General features: G+C 65.5%; 21 protein-coding genes. 6 read left to right on the plus strand and 15 right to left on the minus strand.

From position 1 onward, the window contains the following. Positions 1–297: 297 nt before the first annotated feature. The gene (locus WKW82_RS29195) at positions 298–1320 is read left to right on the plus strand and encodes a Bug family tripartite tricarboxylate transporter substrate binding protein (protein WP_340346187.1); all 1023 of its coding nucleotides are present in this window, start codon (positions 298–300) and stop codon (positions 1318–1320) included. A gap of 49 nt (positions 1321–1369) precedes the next feature. Here the strand turns inward: WKW82_RS29195 and WKW82_RS29200 are convergent, their stop codons facing one another. The 9 genes from WKW82_RS29200 to WKW82_RS29240 form a co-directional block, all read right to left on the minus strand. Next, the gene (locus WKW82_RS29200; RefSeq protein ID WP_340346189.1) at positions 1370–2359 is read right to left on the minus strand and encodes an aldo/keto reductase; all 990 of its coding nucleotides are present in this window, start codon (positions 2357–2359) and stop codon (positions 1370–1372) included. Positions 2360–2398: 39 nt separating this feature from the next. Then, on the minus strand, positions 2399–3841 hold the full coding sequence (locus WKW82_RS29205) for an NAD-dependent succinate-semialdehyde dehydrogenase (RefSeq protein WP_340346191.1): 1443 nt from the start codon (positions 3839–3841) through the stop codon (positions 2399–2401). Then, positions 3834–5480 carry a GMC family oxidoreductase gene (locus WKW82_RS29210; protein ID WP_340346192.1) on the minus strand — a complete coding sequence of 549 codons (1647 nt, stop codon included), beginning with the start codon at positions 5478–5480 and terminating at the stop codon, positions 3834–3836. Before WKW82_RS29210 ends, WKW82_RS29205 begins: the two co-directional genes overlap by 8 nt. A gap of 20 nt (positions 5481–5500) precedes the next feature. Then, positions 5501–6685: an ABC transporter substrate-binding protein gene (locus WKW82_RS29215; RefSeq protein WP_340346193.1), complete on the minus strand. Its 1185-nt coding sequence runs from the start codon at positions 6683–6685 to the stop codon at positions 5501–5503. A gap of 8 nt (positions 6686–6693) precedes the next feature. Continuing rightward, positions 6694–7611 carry an SMP-30/gluconolactonase/LRE family protein gene (locus WKW82_RS29220; protein WP_340346194.1) on the minus strand — a complete coding sequence of 306 codons (918 nt, stop codon included), beginning with the start codon at positions 7609–7611 and terminating at the stop codon, positions 6694–6696. A gap of 43 nt (positions 7612–7654) precedes the next feature. Next, a complete protein-coding gene (locus WKW82_RS29225; RefSeq protein ID WP_340346195.1) occupies positions 7655–8731 on the minus strand; it encodes an amidohydrolase family protein in 1077 nt (358 codons plus the stop codon). Further along, on the minus strand, positions 8732–10057 hold the full coding sequence (locus WKW82_RS29230) for an NAD(P)-binding domain-containing protein (RefSeq protein WP_340346196.1): 1326 nt from the start codon (positions 10055–10057) through the stop codon (positions 8732–8734). A gap of 10 nt (positions 10058–10067) precedes the next feature. After that, complete coding sequence (locus WKW82_RS29235; protein ID WP_340346197.1) at positions 10068–10397, minus strand: carboxymuconolactone decarboxylase family protein; 330 nt, start codon at positions 10395–10397, stop codon at positions 10068–10070. A gap of 74 nt (positions 10398–10471) precedes the next feature. Continuing rightward, positions 10472–11473, minus strand: a complete 1002-nt coding sequence (locus WKW82_RS29240; RefSeq protein ID WP_340346199.1) for a Bug family tripartite tricarboxylate transporter substrate binding protein — start codon at positions 11471–11473, stop codon at positions 10472–10474. A 474-nt stretch (positions 11474–11947) separates the two neighbouring features. On the opposite strand from WKW82_RS29240, the gene WKW82_RS29245 reads away from it, so the two are divergent. Genes WKW82_RS29245 through WKW82_RS29255 form a run of 3 tightly spaced genes read left to right on the plus strand, consistent with a single transcriptional unit; the run spans position 11948 to position 15275 of the window. Next, complete coding sequence (locus tag WKW82_RS29245) at positions 11948–13426, plus strand: aldehyde dehydrogenase (protein WP_340346200.1); 1479 nt, start codon at positions 11948–11950, stop codon at positions 13424–13426. After that, a complete protein-coding gene (locus WKW82_RS29250; RefSeq protein WP_340346201.1) occupies positions 13426–14064 on the plus strand; it encodes a glutathione S-transferase N-terminal domain-containing protein in 639 nt (212 codons plus the stop codon). The genes WKW82_RS29245 and WKW82_RS29250 overlap by 1 nt, the downstream gene beginning before the upstream one ends. A gap of 23 nt (positions 14065–14087) precedes the next feature. Continuing rightward, a complete protein-coding gene (locus tag WKW82_RS29255) occupies positions 14088–15275 on the plus strand; it encodes an MFS transporter (protein WP_340346202.1) in 1188 nt (395 codons plus the stop codon). 87 nt (positions 15276–15362) lie between these two features. On the opposite strand, the gene WKW82_RS29260 is transcribed toward WKW82_RS29255, so the two are convergent. Then, entirely contained in the window at positions 15363–16217 is an 855-nt protein-coding gene (locus WKW82_RS29260; protein WP_340346204.1) for a shikimate dehydrogenase family protein, read from the minus strand. A 326-nt stretch (positions 16218–16543) separates the two neighbouring features. Here WKW82_RS29260 and WKW82_RS29265 point away from each other — a divergent pair, with 326 nt between their 5' ends. Further along, positions 16544–17515 carry a Bug family tripartite tricarboxylate transporter substrate binding protein gene (locus WKW82_RS29265; protein WP_340346205.1) on the plus strand — a complete coding sequence of 324 codons (972 nt, stop codon included), beginning with the start codon at positions 16544–16546 and terminating at the stop codon, positions 17513–17515. 38 nt (positions 17516–17553) lie between these two features. Here the strand turns inward: WKW82_RS29265 and WKW82_RS29270 are convergent, their stop codons facing one another. The 5 genes from WKW82_RS29270 to WKW82_RS29290 all read right to left on the minus strand — a co-directional run bounded on the left by WKW82_RS29270 (position 17554) and on the right by WKW82_RS29290 (position 23207). Beyond that, complete coding sequence (locus WKW82_RS29270; protein ID WP_340346206.1) at positions 17554–19164, minus strand: GMC family oxidoreductase; 1611 nt, start codon at positions 19162–19164, stop codon at positions 17554–17556. Between the two features lie 69 nt (positions 19165–19233). Further along, positions 19234–20232 (minus strand): Bug family tripartite tricarboxylate transporter substrate binding protein, encoded by a 999-nt coding sequence (locus WKW82_RS29275; RefSeq protein WP_340346207.1) that lies wholly within the window; start codon positions 20230–20232, stop codon positions 19234–19236. A 41-nt stretch (positions 20233–20273) separates the two neighbouring features. Continuing rightward, positions 20274–21083, minus strand: a complete 810-nt coding sequence (locus tag WKW82_RS29280) for an alpha/beta fold hydrolase (RefSeq protein WP_340346208.1) — start codon at positions 21081–21083, stop codon at positions 20274–20276. Between the two features lie 87 nt (positions 21084–21170). After that, positions 21171–22181: a Bug family tripartite tricarboxylate transporter substrate binding protein gene (locus WKW82_RS29285; protein WP_340346209.1), complete on the minus strand. Its 1011-nt coding sequence runs from the start codon at positions 22179–22181 to the stop codon at positions 21171–21173. Positions 22182–22304: 123 nt separating this feature from the next. Beyond that, complete coding sequence (locus WKW82_RS29290; protein ID WP_340346211.1) at positions 22305–23207, minus strand: NAD(P)-dependent oxidoreductase; 903 nt, start codon at positions 23205–23207, stop codon at positions 22305–22307. 427 nt (positions 23208–23634) lie between these two features. Here WKW82_RS29290 and WKW82_RS29295 point away from each other — a divergent pair, with 427 nt between their 5' ends. Next, positions 23635–24597 carry a LysR substrate-binding domain-containing protein gene (locus WKW82_RS29295; protein ID WP_340346213.1) on the plus strand — a complete coding sequence of 321 codons (963 nt, stop codon included), beginning with the start codon at positions 23635–23637 and terminating at the stop codon, positions 24595–24597. The last annotated feature ends 1 nt before the right edge of the window (position 24598 follow it).

The following is a 24598-nucleotide window of genomic DNA, read 5'->3' on the forward strand; positions in this document are numbered from 1 at the left end:
GCCGCGAGGCGCAGCCGGACAGGCCCCCCCGGTCAGGCGATGTGCGTGAGGACGTCATACCTGTACCCGCCGCATACACGAAGAACATTTCTTCTCGAACTCGGTCCGTGGAAACGTGGCTGGGCTCGATGGGGCCACCGTTGTCACCCGGGTTTGCACGGATCCTTGTCTGGCTCGGCGTTTGCACTGTCACCGTATCAGCGACGGCTGCCAAGTCATGTCGATCGCTGGCACGTCGACGCGACGCCATCGCGAATTCACACTCCAACGGGGACCCCTATGTTCAATGTCAAATCAGTGCATGTCGCCAACGAAGCGCTCGAGGGCCTGTTCGACCAGGACGGGCCGCTGCTGCAACGCCGTCAATGGCTCACTTTCGCCGCCGCTGCGGCCGTCATGGCGTCACCGGGCCTGGCGCGAGCGCAACAGTTCCCATCGAAGCCAATCCGGCTGCTTAATGGCTTCGCAGCAGGCGGGGGTAGCGACAATGTCGTCCGTCTGGTGACGCCAGCACTGGCGGCCGAGTTGAAGGCTACTCTGGTCGTGGAGAACAAGACAGGCGCAAGCGGCATGATCGCCGTGGACTACGTGGTCAAGGCGCCCCCGGACGGCTACACGCTCCTGATGACCCCGGGCAGTTCGGTGATGATCGCCCCGCAGGCCGCTCCTAAGCCAACGTTCGACGCGTTGACGGACCTCGTCCCGATCAACACGCTCGGCGGTTCACCATTGGTCATCAGCGCGCACCCCAGCCTCAAGGTGCGCACGCTGAAGGAACTCATTGCGCTCTCGCGCACTCGCCCGATCTCGATTGCCTCGGCGGGTACAGGCACCATGACGCATCTTGTGATCGAGTTGCTCATCAAGGCGACGGGGGACACCTTCACCCATGTCTCCTACAAGGGTAGCGCCCCCGGGATCGTCGATGCGATCGGTGGACATGTCGACGCCATCGTTTCCGATATTTCGTCGGCGATGCAGCATTTCAGCGATGGCCGGCTGATCCCATTGGCCGTGACCAGCGAGCAGCGCTTCGACCTCCTCCCCAACGTGCCCACGGCCAACGACACATTGCCCGGGGTCACCGGCATGAATTGGACCTGCGCCTTCGCGCCGGCGAAGACCCCCCAGGCCATCGTGGACCAGATCAGCGCAGCCATGGTCAAGGTCGTCGCCCGCGACGACATTCGCGCCAGCCTGAAGCAGAACGGCCTGATTCCCATCACCTACCGGGACCCGGAAGCCTTCCGGAAGTTCGTTGTCGAGGAGTACACCCGATGGGGCAAGCTGATACGAGAGAGAAACATCGTGGCCAGCTGACGGCCTGAAGACGCGGGCGTGACAGGCAACCCAGTCACGCCCGGTCGGCTCAGCGGTCGACCTGCTGCTGCAGGTACGCCGGATAGCGATCACCCTGCACGACAACGCCGTCGAGCGCAAGCTGGATCCCCTGCAGGTCGGCGCTCGAGAGGCGGACGGACGCAGCGCCCAGGTTCTCTTCCAGCCGATGCAGTCTGGTCGTGCCCGGGATCGGCGCGATACACGGTTGTTGGGCCAGCAACCAGGCGAGCGCAATCTGCGCAACGGTCGCGCCCTTTTGCTGCGCGATCCGGCCGATCAATTCCACCAGCGACTGGTTCGCAGCGCGCGCCTCGGTGCTGAAGCGAGGAATGCCGTTGCGGCGGTCGCTGGGGTCGAACTGGGTCTGTGCGTCGATGGCGCCGGTGAGAAAGCCCTTGCCGAGCGGGCTGAACGGGACGAAGCCGATGCCGAGTTCCTCCAGCACAGGCAGCAAATCGCTCTCGGGCTCGCGCCACCACAAGGAGTATTCGCTCTGCAGCGCCACCACGGGCTGGACCGCATGCGCACGACGAATCGTGGAGACGCCGGCCTCGGACAGGCCGAAGTGCAGCACCTTGCCCTCGCGGATCAAGTCCTTGACCGCGCCCGCGACGTCCTCGATCGGCACGTTCGGGTCCACGCGATGCTGGTAGTAGAGGTCGATCACGTCGGTCTTCAGGCGTCTGAGCGATCCTTCGGCAGCGGCACGGATTTGTTCAGGGCGGCTGTTGAGGCCCGCCTCGACGCCTTGTGCATCGAACTGGTAGCCGAACTTGGTGGCGATGACCGCGCGGTCGCGGAATGGCGCCAGCGCCTCACCCAGAAACTCCTCGTTGGTGAACGGGCCGTACACCTCCGCCGTGTCGAAGAAAGTGACACCGCGATCGAAGGCGGCGCGGATCAGCTTGACCGCCTCCTGCTTGTCGAGCGCGGGCCCGCGGCCATAGTTCAACCCCATGCAGCCGAAGCCAAGGGCCGAGACCTCGAGCCCACCGTTGCCGAGTTTCCGCTTTTCCATTTGCTGTTCCATTTCTTGCTGGCAGCGAGTGCCGGGTGGTCAACCGGCTCGAAACACCGCCTTGACGTTCATGTGTTCCATCAGTCCCTCGTAGCCCATGGCCGCGCCGATGCCGCTGTCGCGCACGCCGGCGAAAGGCATCTCCGGCACGCTGGGCGTGAAGGTGTTCAGGCCCAGGATGCCGACGCGCAGGCCTTCCTGGATGCGGCGCGCGCCTTCGATCGTCGACGTGAACGCATAACCCGCCAGTCCGTACTCGGTCGAATTCGCTGCGCGCAGCGCGTCGTCCAGGCTGGCGACCGGCTGGAACGCTGCCACGGGACCGAAGGGCTCCTCTCGCATCAGCCGGGCTTCTGCGGACACGTCCGCCAGCACCGTCGGTTGCCAGAAGTACCCGGCGCCACTGCGGCCCGCTCCGCCGGTGAGGATGCGGCCGCCGTGCGTCAGTGCGTCATGCGTCAGCTCTTCCATCGCCGATACGCGCCGGCCTTGGGCCAGCGGCCCCATGTCGGTCGCGCTGTCGGCGCCGTTACCGACCGTGAGCGCCTTCGCACGCTGGACGAAGGCATCGACGGTTCGCTGGTACACGCGCTCATGCACGAAGAAGCGGCTCGGCGAGGTACAGATCTGCCCGGCGTTGCGGTACTTGCTCGCGACCGCGGCTTCGACGAAGGCATCGATGTCGGCGTCGTCCATCACGATGACCGGCGCGTGGCCGCCGAGCTCGAAGGTGACCTTCTTGAGCGCGGCGCCGGCCAGCGTTGCCAGGTGGCGACCGACGCTGGTCGATCCGGTGAAGGTGATCTTGCGGATGTGCGGAGATGCGATCAGGCGCTCCGACACCTGCGCCGGATGGCCGAACAAGACTTGAAGCGCAGCGGGCGGCACACCCGCGGCGTGGAACATGCGGGCCAGCGCCAGCACGGCGCTGGGACACTCCTCGGCGGGCTTGATCACCACCGAGCAGCCGGCCGCAAGCGCGTGGCCGATCTTGCGCGCCGCCAACGAGATCGGGTAGTTCCACGCCGAGAACGCGGCCACAGGGCCCACGGGGTCCAGCAGGACCAGCTGTTCCATGTTGCTGAAGCGGGAAGGCACGACGCGTCCATACACCCGCTTGCCTTCTTCGCCGAGCCACTGCACGAGGTCGGCCGAGCCCAGCACTTCCCCGCGGGCTTCCTTCAGTGTTTTGCCCTGTTCCGATGTCAGCAAGGAGGCCAGGCGCTCGACGTCACTGCGCATCGCCAGGGCGACGACCGAGAGGATGTTCGCGCGCTCCAGGGGTGTGCGGCGGCGCCATTCCTCGAAACCGGCTTGTGCCGTTTCGGCAGCCAGGTCGATGTCCGCCACGCTGGCCAGCGTGAGCTCGCCAATCGTCTCGCCGGTCGCCGGATTGACGATGGGGCGGCGCTCGCGGCCTTCTCCGGTGACATCCTGGCCGTTGATCAACAGGGGGACTTGATAGATGTGGTTGTCACGCATTCGTGGGTTCCATTTGAGAGACGGGTGGCGCAGCGGTCGACCAGGCCGGCGTCTTGCGCAGGATGAGATCCGCGGCCTTCTCGGCGATCATCACGGTCGGCGCATGGGTGTTGCCGGAAGTGACGTGCGGCATGATCGAGGCGTCGGCGATGCGCAAGCCACTGATGCCATGCACCCGCAGCTGGCTGTCCACCACGGCGCGTCCGTCAGTGCCCATGCGGCAGGAGCCCACCGGGTGATAGGTCGTGCCGCCGGTACGGCGCGCGTAGTCCAGCAACTGCTCGTCCGTCGTCAGCTCAGGGCCCGGCATGACCTCTTCGCGGCCATAGGCATCGAAGGCATTCGCGAAGAGAAGCCGTCGGGCCCAGCGCAACCCCGCCACCACGCATTGCTGGTCGACAGGCGCCCGCAAGTAGCCGGGCGAGATCGCCGGCGCGTCCTCGGGGCGCGGCGAGATCGTGCGGATATGACCGCGACTTTCGGGACGCATCTGCCAGATCCCCATCGACATGCCGGGCTTCGATTCGAGGACGAACTTGCCGCCGAGCTCGAAGCTCGCGGGGATGAACGAGATCTGGAGGTCCGGGATGTCGAGATCGGGCGAACTCTTCAGGTAGCCGGTGACGAACGATGGCGAGGCCGTGAGGATGCCCTTGCCGCGTGCCATGTAGTCGAAGACTTCGGCCACCAGGCGCAGCCCCCTGCCCTGCTGGTTCAACGTGGTCATGCCGCGCAGACGGCGAACGAGCTTGGAGGTGTAGTGGTCTTGCATGCCGTGCCCGACACCGGGCAAGTGATGCCTGACCGCGATGCCGGCCGCCTGAAGCTCCTCGCCATGGCCGATGCCAGAGAGGTTCAGCAGGTGCGGCGTGTTCACGGTGCCGCCACAGACGATGACTTCCCTGCGGGCCTGCGCGGTCTTCTTCACGCCGCCAACGCGGTAGCTGACCCCGCGGGCGCGGCGGCTGTCGTCGAGCTCGATCGCGCACGCCAGCGCGGAGGTTTCGATGGTCAGGTTCTGGCGGTTCATGACCGGTCGCAGATAGGCCGTGGCGGCGGTCTCGCGGAACCTGCCGTCGCGCGTCTGTTGGGCCTGGCTCACCCCGGCGCGATAGTCGCTGTTGTAGTCCTTCAGAACCGGCAAACCGACCTCGTTGGCGGCACGCAGGAAGTCTCGTGCGACGGGGTGCAACTCGGCGTAGTCGGACACCACGATCGGACCGTCGCGGCCGCGCTTGGCAGGGTCGCCGTTCGCATAGCTTTCGGAGCGCATGAAGAAGGGACGCACGTCGTCAAATGACCATCCCTCGCAGCCTTCGCGGGCCCAGCGGTCGTAGTCGTAAGGCAAGCCCCATGACTGCACCAGGCCGTTGATGGCACCGCTGCCGCCCAGCACCTTGCCGCGCGGGTAGTCGAAGCTGCGCCCGCCGAGCCCCACCTGGGGCTCGATCTTGTAGCCCCAACTCGAATGGCCGGACTTGAGCACGCGAAAGAAGCCCGCCGGCACGCGCACGTAGGGATGCCGATCCGACTTGCCCGCCTCCAGCAGCAGCACGGTCGCGCCGCTGTCCACCAGCCGTCGCGCCACGACCGAGCCGGCCGCGCCCGCGCCCACCACCACATAGTCAAACTCGTTCAAGCTCATTTCCTCCAGGCCAGCTACTGCGGCGCCAGCTGATAGCTGCCGTCCTTGAAGCTGTTGGCCCTGTTCATGACGAGTCCGCTCTCCTGGAAGCCGTTGCGCTCGGTCGCGCTCCAGCTGTAGTCGGCGTAGTAGCCCTTGAAGTTGCGCGTGTTCTCGAGCGCCTTCTGGATCGCGGCGGGGTCGGTCGAGCCGGCCGTCTTGACGGCGTGCTGGATGATTTGCACAAAGTCATAGGCATGTGCGACCCACCAGAAGGTGAAGTCGATCTGGCCGCCGCCGAGCTTGGGCCGGATCGCTTCCATGAGGCGCTGCGTGCGCTCCGGCAACTTGCCGTCGGCTCCGTAGGTCATGTTCCGGAAGCCCACCGCGTAGGTCTTCTCCCAGTACTCGGGCTTGTTCAGCAGGCCCTTGATGGCCGTCGTCATGATGGCCGAGTGGCCGACCATCGGGACGTCCCACCCCATGTCGCCACGCGCATTGAGGATGCGCGCCAGCAGACCGGTCGATGCCGTCCATGGCATGACGATGTCTGCGCCGGCCTCCCTCGCCTTTGTCATCTCGTCGGTGACGCTGGTGCGGTTGGGATCGACGAGCACGGTGAACACCGGCGTGATCCCGAGCGCCGCAAGCATGGCCGTGGATTTCTTGACCGTTGCCGTACCAAAACCCGTGGTGTCGCCGATGAGGGCGATCTTCTTGCGCTTCAGGACGTTGACCGCATAGTCGTGGCTCACCCGCAGCCATTGCTCGTTCGTGAAGATGACGCGAAAGGCGCGCGGAGACTTCACCGGATCGGTGAGCTCGTCCAGCGCGCCGATCACGAGGTTGGGCACACCCGCGCGCGCGACGATGGGAATCGTGGCCAGCGCCTCGCCCGAATTGACCGGCCCGACGATGAAGTCCACCTTGTCCTGGTGCACCAGCTGGTTGGCGAAGTTGACCGCCTTGGTGGGATCGCCTGCCGTGTCACGCGTGAGAAGTTCGAGCTTGCGGCCGTTGATGCCGCCCGCCTGGTTCATCTCGTCGACCGCGAAGCGCAGGCCTTCGTTCTCCGCAATGGCGGCGGTGGAGAGCGGACCGGTCAGCGACGACAGCCAGCCGATGCGGATCGGCTCCTGCGCGAAGCTGTGGTTCGCGATCGCCCCGAGGGCCAGCGCACCGAAGGTTGCCGCGAGGCGAAGAAGTGAACGCACGTTCATGGTGGATTTCAAGAGGAAGCGTGAAGGCGAAGACCGGGGCGCGGCCACGGCATCTCGACCAGTCGGCCCGTCGTGCCGAGCGTGACCCAGGCGGTCCGCATTTCGGCGCCGCCGAAGCAGAGGTTGGTGGTGTAGGGGTCCGGCAGCGGGACGTGCTCGACCAGCTCACCGTCGGGCGACAACACCGTGATGCCACCATTCAACAGCGTGGCCACGCAGATGTTCCCGCCGGCCTCCACCGCGAGCGAATCGAAGAACTGGTAGCCCGGCAGGCCTGCGAGCAGCCTGCCGCCGTGCGGCGCCGGGGATCGAGGTGTACCGGCCAACTGGCCCGGCCGCGCGATGTCGAAGGACCAGAGGCGGCAGGTGGGCGTCTCGGCGACATACAGGACGCTGCCATCCGGCGACAAGCCGATGCCATTCGGCGTCATCAAGGGATGGATCATCTCACGGCACTCGCTGCCGTCGATCCGGGCGTAGCAGACCGCGCCGAAGTCCTGTTCTCGTGATCGCCGCTTGCCGCTGTCCGTGAACCAGAAGCCACCTTCCGAGTCGAAGACCAGGTCGTTGGGGCCCTTCAGCGGCGCCTTGTCGCTGTTGCGATAGAGCACCGTGAGTTCTCCCGTGGCCAGGTCGACGCGCTCGATCCGGCCGCCCGAGTAGTCGGCCGGCTGCGGTCCCGGACGCACGCTGCCGTCCGCATGCTTGAGCCACTCGAAGCCGCCCGAGTTGCAGATGTAGCAGGCGCCGTCCGGGCCGATGGCCGCGCCATTGGGGCTGGCGCCTGGACTGGCGACGACCTGCCTGGTGCCATCGGGCCGCAGACGTGTCAACAGGCCAGCCGAGATCTCGACCAGCAGCACCGAGCCGTCGCTCAACCAGACCGGCCCCTCGGGAAAGCCAAGTCCCTCCGCAAGAATCTTCATCGCGTCCCCGGCTGCAAGCCTTGCGACTGCCAACGGCAAGCACTCATGGCAAGCGATAGAGACGGCGCGCAGTGCCGCCGAGGATCAGCTTCTTGTCCTCCAGCGAGCAGCCGGCGATGACGCGCTTGAACATGTTCCAGAGCGTGCCGTACGGCATGCCGGCCTTGTCCACCGGGAAGTTGGAGGACGCCATGCAGCGCCCGGCTCCAAACAGTTCGATGCAGGGCTCCAGATACGGCCGCCAGAGCTGCGCGAGTTGCTCGGACGTGGGTGGCCTCTCGGCCTTGGTGAAGTCGAAATTGCCCAAGCACATCAGGAGGCCGCCCATCTTGATCGAGACGTTGGGACAGGTGGCGAGTTCCTTCATGCCTGCCAGCCAGAGGGCATGGACCTCGGCTTCCTTCCCCGCATACGACGAATGCCCGAGCGGACTGCCCGTATGGACCACCACAATCGTCGCGTCCGGGTGGGCTCGCGCAAGCGCGGTGACCTGCGGCAACTGCGTGTGAAAGATGCTGGCGTCGAAGGTCAGGCCCATCGACGTCAGCACGTCGATGCCCTCGCCGAATGACTTTTCCAGGTAGAGCCCGGTGCGATCCGCGCCGACCGGCCCGTTGACTGCCGGATCGGCGTCCCATTTGCCGCGCTGGCGAACGCCGCGGAAGCGGCCGTTGGCGGCTTCGACGTGTGCCTCGATCGTTTCACGCGTCCGCTCCCCGAGCGTCAGGTCCGCGTAGCCAACGATCGCAGCAGCGGCTGCGCAAGACGTGTACTTGCCGCTCGCGGCCATCGCGGCCTGGCCGACCGCGAACTCGGTCTCGCCCACCCAGCGCAGATGCTCGGGTCCGCTCGCGCGATACATCGCATGGCATTCGATGAACACTGTCGCGTCGATGGTGTGGCCCGACGCCGCGACGTCCAGCGCGAATTCCGGCACGAAGTACTTGTAGCCCGTCTTGTGATCCCACAGGTGCATGTGCGGATCGACGATCGCCAGCTCTGGCTCGATCGCCGCTTCCCCCGGGGCGCGGGCCAGCCACGCCTCATCCGGCGCGCGCGTGGCGGTGAAGACCGAGGCGGCCTGCGCGGCGACCGGTGCGTGCGCTTCAGTCGCCGTCACTCAGGCGCCTTCGAATTCAACGCCCGCCATCGATTCGTAGAGCTTGGCCATCGAATCGATGCTGGCTTGGGAACCGAGCTTGCGTGCGCCGATCTCGTACAGGCTGCCAGCCGCATTGGCAATCAACATCGGAGCGCCCTGCTCGATGGCCAGCTGGCTGGCGAGCTTGAGATCGTCCACCATCGCTTGCAGCTTCACTGGTGAGCTTTCCTTCGCCGGGGACAGCAAGGGCAGGACCCGCTCGGAGGCGGCGCTCCATCCCGTGCTCTTGTTGATCACCATGTCGACGTCGGACAGCTTGAGCCCATACGCAACCGCGATCGAAGCCGCCTCGTAGGTCAGGAGCAGGTTGCACGCCGCCACGGCGTTCTGGATGAGATGGAGTTCCTTCTCCCCCGCCACGCTTGCAGCCGGATGGGCGCCTTCCGCATCGTCCGCCGGCGCGACGATGTGCGTGTCCGCCATCGATTCGATCAAGTTCATGACACGGTCGAACTGCACATCCTTGCCGAGCGTGCTGACGCCGATCTGCAGCAGGCCGCGCACGCTGTTCGCGAGCGTCGTCGGCACACCGCAGACCTTGCCGAGCTGGATCGACTGGTTGATGTCCTTGAGCATCAGTGCCATGGCGAAGTTGGAAACGGCCGCCTTGCCATCGACGATGCTTTGCAACGTGACCTTGGTCGTGCGATTGCAGGCCGAACCGCTGTTGATCGCGCCGGTGATGGCTGCGAGCGAAAGACCCAGCTTCCTGCCGAGCGCCACGACCTCGAGGGCCGCGAGCCGGCAGCCCGCGCTCAGGAGGTTGTTGACCAGCTTCATCGCCTGGCCGTCACCCACCCGCTCGCCGCATCGGAACACATTGGAGCTGATGGTGTTGAGCACCGGCAGCGCGCGGTCGTACTGGGCCTGCGGGCCCGAGGCCATAATCGTGATCGTGCCCGCGGCCGCGCCGACGACGCCACCCGACACCGGTGCGTCGATCATCTCGATGCCGCGTTTGGCCAGCACCTTGGCAATCGCCACCGTCTCGCCCGGCACGCCGCTGGTCTGGTCGACCACCAGCTTGCCCGCGGACAGGCCTTCAGCCAGACCGCCGGGGCTGAACATGAGCTTGTGCACGTCCGACGTGCGCGGCAGGCACAGCAGGATGATGTCGCACTGCCGCGCGAGTTCGGCGGCCGTGGGCGCAACGGTCGCGCCGAGCTCCTTGAATGCGGCGCAGGATGCGCTGTTGAGGTCCCAGACCGTGAGGGGGTACTTGCCCACGAGGTGGCGCGCCAGTGCGCCGCCCATGGAACCCAAGCCGATGTATCCGATGTTCATGGTCAGCTCCTTACTTCCCTTCGGCTTCGAACAGCGGCAGCGCAGCCCGTCCCGCCGCCAGGCCGGCCGGCCAGCCGGCGTAGAAGGTCACGTGCACGATGAGTCCCCGCAGCTCGTCGAGGGTGATGCCGGCTTCCAGGCCGCGCGACATCCAGGCCTTCATCTCATCGACCTTGCCGCCAGCGGCCAGTACGCCCAGGGTGACGAGGATGCGGTCGCGATGGGCCAGTTCCTTCTGCTTCCAGACGTCGCCGAGCAGAACGTCCTTGCGAAGGCGTGCCAGTTCGGGCACCTGTTCGTAGATGCGGGCGGATTCGGAAGATGCGGTGGGCAAAGCCATGAAAAACTCCTGGTAGTTGTGTCGGGGACGGTTCCATCTGGAACCTGTTGGGGTCATTGCGGCAATTGCGCGCATCAGTCCTTGATGACGATGCCGCGCTCCTTGATCAACTTGCCGAAGCGCTGGTAGTCGGTCGCGACCAGTTTCTGGAACGCTGCGGGATCCGGCTGTGCATAGACGGTGGCGCCGCTCTTGATGAACTGCTTGCGCACGTCGTCGCGGGCAATCATCTTCATGAGGCCTGCGTTGAGCGTGTCGATGATGGGCTTGGGCGTCTTCGCGGGCGCGAACAGACCCGTCCAGCTCACCATGACGAGGCCGGGCACATCCTCCTGCAGCGTCGGCACGTTGGGCAGCACGTCCATCCGCTTTTCCGAAGCGATGCCCAGCATCAGCAACTTGCCGTCGTTGTGAAAGGGCAGGAACGAACCGACATCAGACACGGTGGCGTCGATGTGACCGGCGATGGTGTCGGTGATCGTGGGACCGCTGCCCTTGTAGGGCACGACGACGAAATTGCCTCCGGTCGACTGGATCAGGCTCTCGACCAGCAGATGCAGCGTGCCGCCCAGGCCGGAGGTGCCGACCGTCACCGGGCGCGTGCGGGACAGCGCCACGAGATCCTTGACCCGCTTGACGCCGAGCCCGGGATTGACTGCCAGCGCCATCGGCGATTCGGCCACCATGTTGACCGCTGTGAGATCCTTCAGCGCGTTGAAGGATTGCCGTCCCATCGCCTGCGGCGCGATGATGATCGGCGTGGCCGTGCCGACCAGCAGGGTGTAGCCGTCCGGGGGGGCACCTGCCACGTACTCCGAGGCGATGACGCCAGTGGCGCCCGGCTTGTTTTCGACGACGACCGGCACGCCGAGCGCATCCGCGAGGCCAGCGGAGATCATGCGCGCGCCGAAGTCGGTGGAGCCGCCGGGGACGAAGCCGACGATGATCCGGATCGGCTTCGCGGGATACGCCTGCGCAAACGCGACGTCACCGCAAAGGCCCGCCACAAGGCCTGCGCCGAGGCCCAGCACGTTGCGACGTGTGATGCGGGACGGATACGACTCACGAACGATCATTTGTCTCCTTTGCATGGCTCAGAGGATTCTGGAAATGCCCGATGTGATCCCGGACTCTTGCGCCTTGATGAACACGCTTGTGATCATGGAATGTGCAAACCCCATGCCAGTCCTCAGAGCGGTGTCGCAACGCTGCTGTTTCCTCTGAGGAGGCCCTTGCTACTTCGCAAGCGCAACGTTCTTGCGCCCTGCCCATGTCCGCTGCAACGACACGACCGTCCCCGTCGTGCACACATGTCCTCGGCTTGGGCGGAGCGAGTTCGGCGCCTCACCCGGCCCGTGCAGCAGCGTGCAGGGGTGTGCAAGCCCATCCGTGAAGCCACTCGGCCGGATGTTCCAGTCACCGCCTTCGCACTGGCATGCGCATTGCAATCTGCAGACCAAGCGATCACCGCTCGCAACGTCGCCCGACATTGATGCCAGCACCGCCGTCGTCGATCCGCACCTTCCAACCAACAGCTCGGAAACACAACCATGACAAACGCGTACAAGCTCTACATTGACGGGAATTGGGTGGCCGAAGCCAACCAGGAAGTCTTTCCCTCGATCAACCCCTACACGCGCGAGCCATGGGCGATGGTCCCTCAGGCCACCGACGCCCAGGTGGCGGAGGCCATCTCCGCCGCGCGGCGCGCGTTCGACAACCACTGGAGCAAGACCTCCGGCCTTGAGCGCGCCAGACTCCTGAATCGCCTGGCGGACCTGCTGCAGGCCGATGCGGATCGCATGAGCGTGCTCGAGAGCACCGACAACGGCAAGGTGATCCGCGAGACTCGCTCGCAACAGCTCTTCGCGGCGCGTGCCTACCGCTTCTACGCAGGCTACGCCGACAAGCTGTGGGGCCAGAGCATGCCGCTCGATGAACGCGACGTGCTGAACTACACGCGCCGCGAACCCGTCGGCGTGGTGGTGGCGATCACCGCATGGAATTCGCCGATGCACCTGTTGTCGAACAAGCTCGCACCGGCCATCGCGGCCGGCAACTGCATCGTGATCAAGCCATCGGAACAGGCTTCGTGCACGACGCTCGAGTTCGCCAAGCTGATCGAGCAGGCAGGCTTTCCTCCGGGCGTCGTCAATGTGGTCACGGGCGACTATCGTGTGGGCAAGGCCTTGCTGAACAGTGGGCGCGTGGACCACGTGACCTTCACGGGCAGCCCGGGCGTGGGGCGCGAAATCTCCGCAGCGGCCGGTCGCCTGCTGGTACCGGTCACGATGGAGCTCGGTGGCAAGTCGCCCAACATCATCTTCGAGGATGCCGACATCAAGAAGGCGACGATCGGCGCGCTGGCCGGCATCTTCGGTGGCACCGGCCAGTCCTGCATCGCAGGCTCCCGGTTGCTGGTGCAGCGCAAGGTCTATGCGGAAGTCTCGGAGACGCTCGTCGCACGCGCGAAGAGCATAAAGATGGGCAATCCGATCGACCCGAAGACCGAGATGGGCACGGCAGCGAACCAGCCGCAGTTCGAACGGATCATGCAGTCCATCGATGGCGCGATGAAGGATGGCGCCCAGTTGCTCACCGGCGGCAAGGCGGCTTCGGGCCCGGACCTAGGACGCGGCTTCTTCGTCGAGCCGACGATCTTCGGCGAGGTCAACAACTCGATGAGCGTGGCGCAGGAAGAGATCTTCGGGCCGGTGCTGTCGATCATTCCCTTCGAGACGGAAGAAGAGGCCATCGCGATCGGCAACGACACCAAGTACGGACTCGCGGCAGGCATCTGGACAACCGACGTCTCGCGCGCCCTGCGGGTCTCGCGCGAGATCCACGCCGGCATGGTCTGGGTCAACACCTACCGCGCGGCGGCGGCGCAGGCGCCATTCGGCGGCGTCAAGGACAGCGGATCCGGCCGTGAACGTGGCGAGGAAGTGCTGGACGCCTTCACGACGACCAAGAACGTCATGATCAATTTCTCCAACGAAGAGCGCGATCCGTTCGCGATGAAGCTCTGATGTCGGACAGCAAGCTGGCCGTGGCTCCGAAGATGAAGCTCAAGTTCGGGCCCAACTCGCCCTATGTGCGCAAGGTGCTGATCCTCGCGATCGAACTCGGGCTCGAGGAACGCATCGGGAGAGAGCTGGTGAACCTGTCGCCCTACGAGCCCGATGCCAGTGTCATCGCGATCAATCCGCTCGGGAAGATCCCGGCCTTCGTCACCGACGACGGCATGCCGCTCTTCGACTCCAGCGTGGTGTGCGAATACCTCAGCACGCTGGCCGGCGACACCGCCTGGTATCCCACCGCCGGTAACGCGCGCTGGCACGCGTTGCGGTGCAACGCTTTGGCCAACGGGATGCTCGAGGCCGCACAGCTGGTGCGTCTCGAACAGGTCCGCCCCGAAGCCTTTCGCTACGACAAATGGGTGCAGGCACAGACGGCCAAGGTGCTTCGCGGGATCGCGTTTCTCGAGGGAAAGCTTCCAGCCGAGGCGGACGTCGGCGCGATCGCCGTGGCCTGCGCACTGGGCTGGCTGGACTTCCGCTTCGGCGATCTTGCATGGCGCGAGTCCGCGCCGCGACTGGCCGCATGGTTTGAAGTCTTTGGCCGGCGCGAGAGCTTTGCATCGACGCGCCATCCGGGCCAGAAATAGGCCACGCGAAGGTGGACGCCCCTGTGCTTCCTGAGAGCGGCGAGAGGGCGCGTCGCGCCCAGTTGGCGCGGATCATCACCGGTCACGTGTGCCTGCATGCATCGATGACGGGGTCGCGCATGGCTGCGCCGCTGCTGGCGCTAAACCAGGGGCATGGCAAGGCTGCTGTCGGCCTGCTGGTGGCGTTGTTCGCGTTGACGCAGATCTTCTTGTCCCTGCCTGCCGGTCGCTACGCCGATCGGCACGGACTCCGGCGGCCGGTCGGGCTTGCCGTGATCGCTTCTTCGGTGGGCGTCGGACTTGCCGCGATCTGGCCGACCTACCCCGTGCTGTGCCTCACGGCATTGCTGTGCGGCGGTGCCGTCGGCGCTGCGACCATTGCCGTGCAGCGCCACGTCGGCCGGATGGCAACGTCGACCGCCGAGCGCCGGCAGGCCTTCTCGTGGCTGGCGATTGCGCCCGCCGCCTCCAACTTCCTCGGCCCTTTCGCAAGCGGCCTGGTGATCGACCTCGCGCGGTACCAGGCTGCGTTCGTGCTGCTGGCCTGCATGCCGCTTGTCGGCTGGACTTTGCTGCGCAGTGCGCGCGAGCTTCCAGAGGAGCCCGTGGCTTCGAGAGGCGGCGCCGCGTGGGATCTGCTGCTTGGCCCGGGCATGCGCCGCCTTCTCCTGATGAACTGGTTCATGACCGCCTCATGGGACCTGCATGGCTTCATGGTGCCAGTGCTCGGCCATGAGCGTGGGCTCCAGGCCTCGGCCATCGGCAGCATCCTCGGTGGCTTCGCGCTCGCCGCTGCCTGCGTCCGCATCGTGATGCCGCTGTTCGCCGGCCGCCTGCAGGAATGGGTGCTGATCACCGGCGCCACGGCCGCGGCCGGCGTGCTGTTCCTGCTCTATCCGCTGACCTCGACGGCACTCGAGATGGGCATCTGTTCCGCAGCCCTGGGCTTCGTCCTGAGCGTCGTGCAACCCACGGTCATGAGCATGCTCCACCAGATCACGCCGCGCGAGCGGCATGGTGAGGCGCTGGCCGTGCGGCTCATCATGGTCAACGCATCCAGCGTGGGCATGCCCTTGCTGTTCGGCATGGCAGGGTTCCTCACCGGCGTGACCGGCGTGTTCCTGACCATGGGCGTGATCCTGGCCTGCGGCAGCCGCCTCGGACTGGGCTTGCGTGGCCTCGGCGACGACCAAGACGAGTCCGGACACTAGCCGGCTCGCGAAGCCCTGCACGCACATTCGGCCTGCAAAGCAATCGTCTCGGCGACGACTCAGGCCTTGGTACGACGCCGTGGTTGGTCAGTCGCCCGCTTCGAACAACGCGCGCACGCCGGAGAGATCGTCCTGCACTGCGGCCGCAACTTTGCCGAGCCCGAAGAACGTCAGGTACTCGGGCACCTGCTGGATCAGCATCTCGAAGCCCGGATAGGCCGCCACGTCGCGCGCATGGCAGGCCTGCAGCAGCGGCGTCGGCTGGTTCTTCATGAGGATGTCGACGACGCAGGCACCGCTGTCGAGGCGCGCGACATCGAAGGCCGGTGGATCGCTCGCATTCAGGCCGAGCGGCGTGGCGTTGATGACCAGGTCGTAGCCTGCGGGGTCGGACGATGAAGCGGCGACCACGTCGCAATCGAAAGCTGCGCTCAGTCCCTCCGCAATGCCGGTGGCCCGCTTGACGTCGCGTGCCGCTAACGCGATACGAGCGGCGCCCCGGGCCGCCAGCGTCGCCGCGATCGCGACGCCCGCGCCGCCGACGCCCACGATGAGCACCTTGCGCCCAGCCACCGGAACGCCCCAGAGGTCCAGTCCCTTGGCAAAGCCGATGCCATCGAACAGGGCGCCCTCGATCGAACCATCGGAATTGCGGCGCACCGCATTCACCGCGTTGGCCGCACGGCCTAGCGCATCGCAATGGTCGAGCATCTGCACCATCGCCGTCTTGTGCGGAATCGTCAGCCAGAGACCGTCAATGTTGCCCGCCTTGAGGACCGAGCGGGCAAAGGACTCGAAGTCGGCTGGAGCTACGCGGGCCGGCACCAGAACCGCGTCGACGCCGTGCCGCTCGAAGAGATGGTTGAAGACCTGCGGCGCCCGAACCTGAGCCACCGGGTCGCCAAGGATCAGGAATACGCGTGTGCTGCCACCGATTTTCATGTGCAAGAGCCCTGTAAGTAGAAGGAACCTGCAATCTAGTTGGCGCTCTGGCACCGTACAAGGCAGGCTGATCGATCAGCGAACGTGCTGCGACGATAGGTGCTTGTTTCGAGGGTATCCCAGGCTCATGTCGATCTCATTGCGGGCCACGCCCATGCCAACGTGATACTGGCGCAGATGGCGCAGTGATATGCGATGTGTCGACGCCGAACGCAATGCGTGCACTCGACAACGACAGTTCTCAGACCTGCGCCCCCCATTCTTCATGGCATGTGCTTTGCAGACCAGGACTCCAGCCCTTCAACAATCGCTGGAACACCGATCTCATGAAACGTCGTCACGCAGTAGCCGCCCTCTCCTTCACGTTGCTCGCCTTGACACAGGCCGCCGCAGCACAGGGTTATCCAAGCAAGCCCATCCGTCTTGTCGTCCCCTTTGCGGCGGGTGGTCCGACGGACACGCTGGCGCGCGGATTTGCCGTACAGCTGGGAGAGACATTGAAGCAACAGGTGTTCGTGGAGAACAAGGGAGGCGCGGGCGGAAACCTCGGCGTCGACGTCGTGGCCAAGGCTGCGCCCGACGGCTACACGATTGCGCTCGGCACCAACGGCCCCTTGGCCGGCAACCTGGCGCTGTTCAAGAGCATGCCGTATGACCCCGCAAAAGACCTCGCGCCCATCGCTCGCATCGCGATCGTGCCCAACGTGATTGCAGTCAACCCCTCGGTCCCCGCCAAGAGCATGGGTGAGCTGGTCGCCCTGCTCAAGGCCCATCCCGACGAATACAGTTTCGCGTCCGGAGGCAACGGGACCACCTCTCATCTCGGTGGCGAGTACCTGAAGCTCATGACGGGAACGCGCATGACACATGTGCCCTACAAGGGCGATGCTCCAGGCCTGGTCGACACCATCGGAGGCCAGATCCCGATCATCATCGCGAGCCTTGCCGCCACAGTCCCGTACGTGCAATCGGGCAAGCTGCGCGCACTGGCGGTCACCTCCCGCAATCGCGTGCACGCGCTCCAGGACGTCCCGACGGTTGCCGAGACGGTGGTTCCCAACTTCGACTTCGCGGCCTGGTACGGCCTCGTGGCTCCCGCCGGCACACCCCGCGAGATCGTGCAGAAGCTGAGTGCGGCGAGCTTGCAGGTCGTCGCTTCCAAACAGATGACGGACCGGCTTGCCACGCTCGGTGGCGTGCCCGCGCCAATGGGTGCGGACGAGTTCACCGCCTACATCAAGACAGAGATTCCGCGGTGGGGGCAGATCATCAAGCAGACCGGCGCCAAGGCCGATTGAGAAGAGGGGGCGACGGGGTCGGGTCGCCCCCTCGTCAGCTAGACGTCGGCGAGAACCATGTCGGCGCATTTTTCGCCGATCATCATGCAGGGGATGCTGGTGTTGCCCGAGATGATCGTCGGCATGATCGACGCATCCGCAATGCGCAGTCCGGCAATGCCACGCACGCGCAGGCGCGCGTCAACGACGGACATCGTGTCGTCGCCCATCTTGCATGTGCCGACGATGTGCTGCGTGATCGTGCCTGTGTTGCGGATGTACTCGAGGATCTCCTCGTCGCTCTGCACCTTGGGACCCGGCTCCACTTCCTCGGCGACCAGGCCTCGGAGCGGCGGCGCGTTCGCGACCTCTCGCGCACGGCGCACCGCCAGCACTGCGGTCTTGCGCTCGTTCTCCGTGCCAAGGAAGCGATAGTTGATGACCGGCGGCGCCGCCGGATCTGCCGATCGGATGTGGATGCTGCCAGTGCTCTCGGTGCGCTGCAGGTGGGCATACATCGAGAAGCCCTCGGTTGCCGAAATCCGCCGCGTCTTGCCGCCGCGCAACTCGAGGATGTAGGGGCTGACCACCATCATGATGTCCGGGTTCTCCGCCTTCGGACTCGATCGGGCAAACACCCGCATGGTCCCGTGGCCCTGGGCAATGAAGCCCTTGCGGAAGATCGCGTAGCGCAGCATCTCGAGCCACAGGCGCCAGCCATGGCCCTTCTTTGCGAGCGAAATGTTGGGCGTGTTGAAGCGCCAGCTCATGAGCGCGGCGTAGTGGTCGCGCAGGTTCTCGCCAACACCCTTCAGTTCATGCACGACCTTGATGCCGTGCTTCTGGAGAATCTCGGGGTTGCCGATGCCCGACAGCTCGAGCAGCTTGGGTGAGTTGGCAGCGCCGCAGGACATGATGACTTCGCGCCTGGCGCGGACTTCTTGGTTCTTGCCCTGGCGACGGAAGCGCACGCCCACGCAGCGCTTGCCTTCGAGGATCAGCGAGGTGGCTTCGGAGCCTTGGAGGATCGTCAGGTTGGCACGGCCACGCGCGGGGTGCAGGTACTGCGTTGCGGTGCTGTGGCGCAAGCCCCGGTGCGAGGTCTGCTGGGCCATCGCCACGCCCTCCTGCGAGGCACCGCTGTAGTCCGCATTGAACGGGATGTTCACGGCCTTCGCCGCCTGGATGAACATGTCGTAGAAGGGCGCTACCTTCGAGGCCTCGATCACGTTGATCGGTCCGGATCGGCCACGGTAGTCGTCGGATCCGAGCCGGGTGCGCTCGATCTTCTTGAAGTACGGCAACACCTCCTCGTAGCTCCATCCCGACCCACCGAGCCCCGCCCAAGTGTCGTAGTCGATGCGCTGCCCACGGTTGTAGACGATGGCATTGATCGCCGTGCTGCCGCCCAGCAGCTTGCCGCGCGGAACGTAGATCGGGCGATTGCCGTGGCTCTCGTGCGGCTCCGACTGGTAGCGCCAGTTCACCGCGGGGTTGTCGATCATGTAGACCACACCCACCGGCGGACGCGTCCAGATGTAGTGCGCGCCCTTCTCGCCCGCCTCCAGGCACAGCACTGAGTGCTTGCCGCTTTCGCTGAGTCGGTTGGCCAGCACGCCGCCGGAGGCGCCCGAGCCGATCACGATGAAATCGTAGGTTTCTGAGTGCATGGCTTCTGGTGTGTCTCTGAGTCTCGAATGCAGGGAAATGCCGCTACGGACGTCTTCCGGGCGCGGCTCTCACTGGGTGGTTGCGACGATGTTTCGATCACGGATCAGCTTGCCCCAGCGCGCGTAGTCGTCGGCCACGAAGGTGCGGAATGCGGCAGGAGACGCGAGCGTCTTCGGCAGCACGGCGGCGTCCTTCAGGTGCGTGCGTACGTCCTCGCGGGCCATCGCCTTCACGAGCGCAGCGTTGATCTTTTCGATGATGTCGCGCGGTGTCTTGGCCGGGGCGAACACGCCATACCAGCTCAGCGCCACAAAGCCGGGAATGTCTTCAGCCACCGTCTGCACGTTGGGCAGGAATTCGACCCGCTTCTCGCTCGTGACACCGACCGGAACGAGACGCTTGTCCTTGAACATCTGCAGCACCGGCGGGAAGTCCGCGAGCGTTCCGTCCACGTGGCCGGCCATCGTGTCGACGATGGCGGGACTGCCGCCCTTGTAGGCCACGTGTGTGATGTTGCCCTTGGCGGCCTGGCTCAGCATCTCGATCGTGAGATGCGACATGCCGCCCGCACCGCCCGACGCCAGGTTGACCGTGCGCTTGCGCGACAACGCCAACAAGTCCTTGACGTTGTGAACGCCCAGGTTTGGATTCATGGCGATGACCAGCGGCGATTCACCAACCATGTTGATCGGTGCCAGGTCGTTGAGGACGTCGAACGGGGGCTTCGCCATCGTCTGCGGCGCCGTCGTGATGGCACTCCCGGGCGCATAGAGCAGCGTGTAGCCATCTGGTGCGGACTTGGCGACGAAGTCACCGGACAAGGTACCGCTGGCGCCGGCCTTGTTCTCGACCACAACAATGGTGTTCAGCGCCTCGCCGAGCGCCGGTGCAATGGTGCGCGCCGTGAAGTCGACGCCACCGCCTGGCAGGTATCCGACCAGAAGGCGAATCGGCTTCGATGGATAGGGCTGGGCGTGGGCCTGGAGGCCCCACGCTGAGGCGGTCAAGGCGAGCACCACGGAGCAGCCAAACCGGGTGGAGCGCAGGAATGAAGAACGAGCGGTCATGGATGACTTCTTTGGATGGAGGGCACGCACCGTTTGCCGCTTCATGGCGCGCCAAAGCGCCAGCGCAGGAAGGCCATGATGTCGGCCACGCAGCGTTCGGGAACAGCATCGGTCAAGTGATGAGGCAGGCCGGCGTAGTCGACCAGCTGGGCGTCGGGGATGCGCTCCGCCATCATCTCGTAGGCGCTCTCGTTGCCGATGTTCGCGGCGCCCGGACGCGCGATCAGCGTGGGGCAGCGAATCTCGCCGAGGCGATCCGACCAGTCAAGGCTGCTCATGAGCAGCACCATGCGGCCACCGAAGTTCATCTCGAGCTTGTCGGCCTCGTCGAGGAACCACTCCACGTGCTTCGGATCGAGCTGGTCTACCGGCAGGCGACTGGAGATGTTCTGGGCAAGCCAGTTGCGCAGGCCGATCTTCTCGACCTCCTTGATCCACACGGGCCACATGCTCTGCTTGAGGCCGGGAGTCGAGCTGAACAGCAGCAGGCTCTTGACCCGCTCGGGATGGCTCAACGCGGTGTTCTGGGCGATGTAGCCGCCAGCCGAGGTGCCGGCCATGTGGGCGCTTTCGCAACCGACCTGGTCGAGCAGCTCGGTCACGTCCTTGACCAGGCGTTCCATGTTCAGGGGGCTGTCGGCGCCCGGGACTTGGGAGGCACCGTGGCCGCGCATGTCCATGCGAAGCACGCGGTAGTGCGGCGACAGGCGGGGAACCCATTCGAAGTAGCGCTTGGCGCTGCCCATGGCCGGATGAAGCAGCAGGATGGTGTCCGGCTTGACCCAGGGTCGGGTCGAATCGTCCACGTAATACGCGAGTTCGATGCCGTCGCTGGTCTTGAATTTATGCATTTGTCTGTGCCTCTGCTCGTTGATTGAATCGAAATGTCTTGCTGCCCCGCTGCGACTCATCTGCACGAAGAATCCGGGGCCATGCGCTCACTCGTCGCTGACGATGTCGAGCTCCTTGATCACCCGGCCCCAGCGCGTGAAGTCTGCGGCGAGGAACGCCTGGAAGTCGCGTGGAGAAGCCATCGTGGACGGGATGAAGCCCGCCTTGCGCAACTGCGCCTTGACGTCTTCGTGCGCCGCCACGCTCACCAGCGCCGCATTGATCCTGGCAACGACTGGCGTGGGCGTGGCGCCGGGTGCCAGCACACCCGCCCAACTGGTCGCGCCAAGGCCGGGAATGGTCTCGTTGGCAGTCGGCACGTCCGGCAGGAACTCGAAACGCTTCTCGCTCGTGACCGCCACCGCGACCAGCCGCCGCTCCTGGATGAACGGCAGCAGTGGGGCCAGGTCCGCCACGACGCCCTGGACATGCCTGGCCAGCATGTCGTTGATGCCTGGACCCGAGCCCTTGTAGGGGACGTGCACCACGCGGCCGCCGGCTGCGCGATTCAGCAACTCGATGGCCACGTGCGTCATGCCGCCGGTGCCGGCCGAGGCTAGCGAGAGCCTCTTGGCGCGCGCGACAGCGATCAAGTCCGCAAGTGTCTTGATGCCAGTGGCAGGATTGACCGCGATGACCTGTGTCGTCAGCCCGACGGTATTGACCGCGACAAGCTCCGACAGCGGCTTGAAGGTGGACGACCTGAGCGTCTGCGGCGTGATGATCACGGGGCTCTGCGAGCCCATCAGCAAGGTGGTGCCGTCCGGCGTGGAACGGGCGACAAAGGCGCTGGCAAGCGTGCCACTCGCTCCCGCGCGGTTCTCCACGACGACAGTGCTGCCCAGTGCTTCGGACAAGCGAGGCGCGATCAGACGTGCGATCAGGTCAGCCGAGCCGCCCGGTGCGAAGCCGACGATGAGCTTGACCGGCCGGCCGACCTCCTGCGCACGGCCCAAGGTCGGCACAAGGCCGCCGAGGGCGAGCGCGAGCAGGTGGCGCCGCGACAAGGCGGCGGGTTCTGCTTCGCACTGGGTGCGGCGCGCTGAGCGAGAGGGCAAGGTTGTCTCCGGAATGTTGTGGTCAAGATTCGTTGCGAGCCGCATGCGGTCGGTGGTATGCAATGTCGCCCGTGTCGCGCACTCTGCAAACTACCGATTTGCGATGGAACCCATCGCGCGGACTTATGGAGAGATTCCGCGCTCGTTCAGCGCCGCGACGAACTGGTAGATGCGCGACAGGTCCTCTCCGCCATGACCGGCCTTCGCCGCGGCCTCCCACAGCTCGCTCGCTGCGCGCGCCACGCTGTGCTCGACGCCGAGCACCCGTGCCTGCTCCACGGCCAGCACGACGTCCTTGTGGGCGATGGCGAGCTTTCCTCCGGTGTCGAAGGCCCCGGTGAGAATCTGGGTCTTGAAGGTCTCCTCGGTCGCGCGACTTCGTCCCGTCGAGACGTTGATCACCTCGATGGCGGTGGCCTCGTCGATGCCGGCCTTGCGCGCCATCAGCACCATTTCCACGGCAAGGCTGAGATTCGCCGCATTGAGCATGTTGTTGGCCAGCTTCAGGATCTGCGCTTGGCCGGGCTGCTCACCGATATGGAAAAGCCGGTCGCAGAGACCGCGCAGCGCCGGTTCGGCGGCTTCGAAGTGAACGCGCGGCGCTGCCACGAAGCAGGTGAGCCGGCCATTGGCCGCGCCAATGCGACCGCCGCTCACGGGTGCATCGAGCAGTGCGATCGCCTTCTCGCCGAGCGCGGAAGCGATCCTTCGCGTCATGTCGACGCCGATGGTGGACATCTCGACGTACTGGCGGACGCTGTTGCCGTGGATGACGCCGTCGGCGCCGAGCGCAACGCGCTCACTGACCTCGGGAGACGGCAGGCAGGCCAGCACGACCTCGGCACGGCAAGCCACGTCCCTGGGCGAGCCGGCGGCCTGGGCGCCCTTCTCGACGAGTCGCGCGATGGCGCCGGCTTCGACATCGTAGGCGACGAGATCGAGCCCGGATTGCAGAAGGCGGTCCGCGAGTGCGCCGCCCATGGCGCCCAGACCGATCATGCCGACACGCATGCGTGGACTGCTCATGACTCACCCCCGGATGCGGCGCATCCTGGGCGCCGATGCAGATCGGCGGAACGGCTCGGAGGCATGACAGCGTATGGTGGCGTGAGATCGTTGGGCATGGGCAGATGCTTTCCTGGTAGGGGTACAGCCGCCGCTTGCGGCCTGCGACGCTAACGTCCGCAATTGGCATGCCGACAAGGCGATCCGCGATACCGCGCGACGGCGCTATCCGTATCAGGATGCCTTGTGCAGCAGCAAATCGACCCGGTGCATCGCGATGCAGCGCAGCGCTCCACCATCGTGGCGCGTGTTCGCCGCGCCGACGGTCGTGTCGTCGGCAGAGACAGCCACCGGCTGTGCAATCACCTTGCAATGTCGCCGTCGGTCTCGACTGCTAAAGTCATCTTTTCGCGATGCAGGTCGCACGGATACACGGTCGGAGTCGAGTATGGATATGCGGCAGTTGCGGTACTTCGTGCAGATCGTCGAGAGCGGCAGTCTGTCCAAGGCATCGCGCCAGTTGTTCATCGCGCAGCCGGCGCTCAGCCAGCGGATGGCACAACTCGAGGAAGAAGTCGGCAAGTCGCTGCTGGTGCGTTCGGTGCGGGGCGTCGTGCCCACGCAGAACGGAGAAGCCCTCTATCACCACGCCAAGTTCGTCCTGCTCCAGCTCGACGAGGCGGTGCTGATCGCGCGGCGCGAGTATTCCGACGTGCGAGGACGCGTGACCGTCGGCATGGCCTCCTCCACTGCCTCGATGGTCGGCTTGCCCCTGCTGCGGGAACTGAAGGAAAAGTACCCGGGCATCCTGCTCAATGTGCTGACCGCGCGGCCCGGGCTGCTCGAGGAAAAGGCCAAGCGCGGCGAGCTCGACGTGGCCATCCTGTTCGGCAAGGTATCGGGCAACGACATGACTTTCGAGCCCTTGCTGGAGGAAGACGTGTTTGTCATCCTGCCGCAAGACAGCAAGCTCGTCCCGGCACGAAAGACCTCACTCACCCTTGTCGAGGCCGCCGCGTTGCCGATGGTGCTCTCCGCCCCGACCAACAACCACCGGCGCAAGTTCATGCTCGAACTGGAACGCGCCAATCTCGAAGCCAATGTCGTGGCCGAGATCGATTCGCTGTCGCTGGTCATGCGCTACGTGGCCGAGGGCGGTGGGGCGACCATCCAGGTCGTCGCCGCCACGCAGGCGCAGCCCCTGCCGCAGGGGTGGCGATGCCTGCCCATCGTGGATGCGCCCATCAGTCGCACGAACTACCTCTATGCGCTGCCCGTGCAGAAGCTCTCGGCCAGCATCTCGCTCGTTCGAAGCGAACTCAAGCGCCTCGTGCATCGCCTGGTCGACGACGGCACCTGGCTGCATGCGCGTCTGCTGGGCGCTCCGGAAGAGCCAAACCACCACGGTTGAA

The organism is Variovorax rhizosphaerae, from assembly GCF_037889975.1.
In the GTDB taxonomy this organism is placed as follows: domain Bacteria; phylum Pseudomonadota; class Gammaproteobacteria; order Burkholderiales; family Burkholderiaceae_C; genus Variovorax; species Variovorax rhizosphaerae.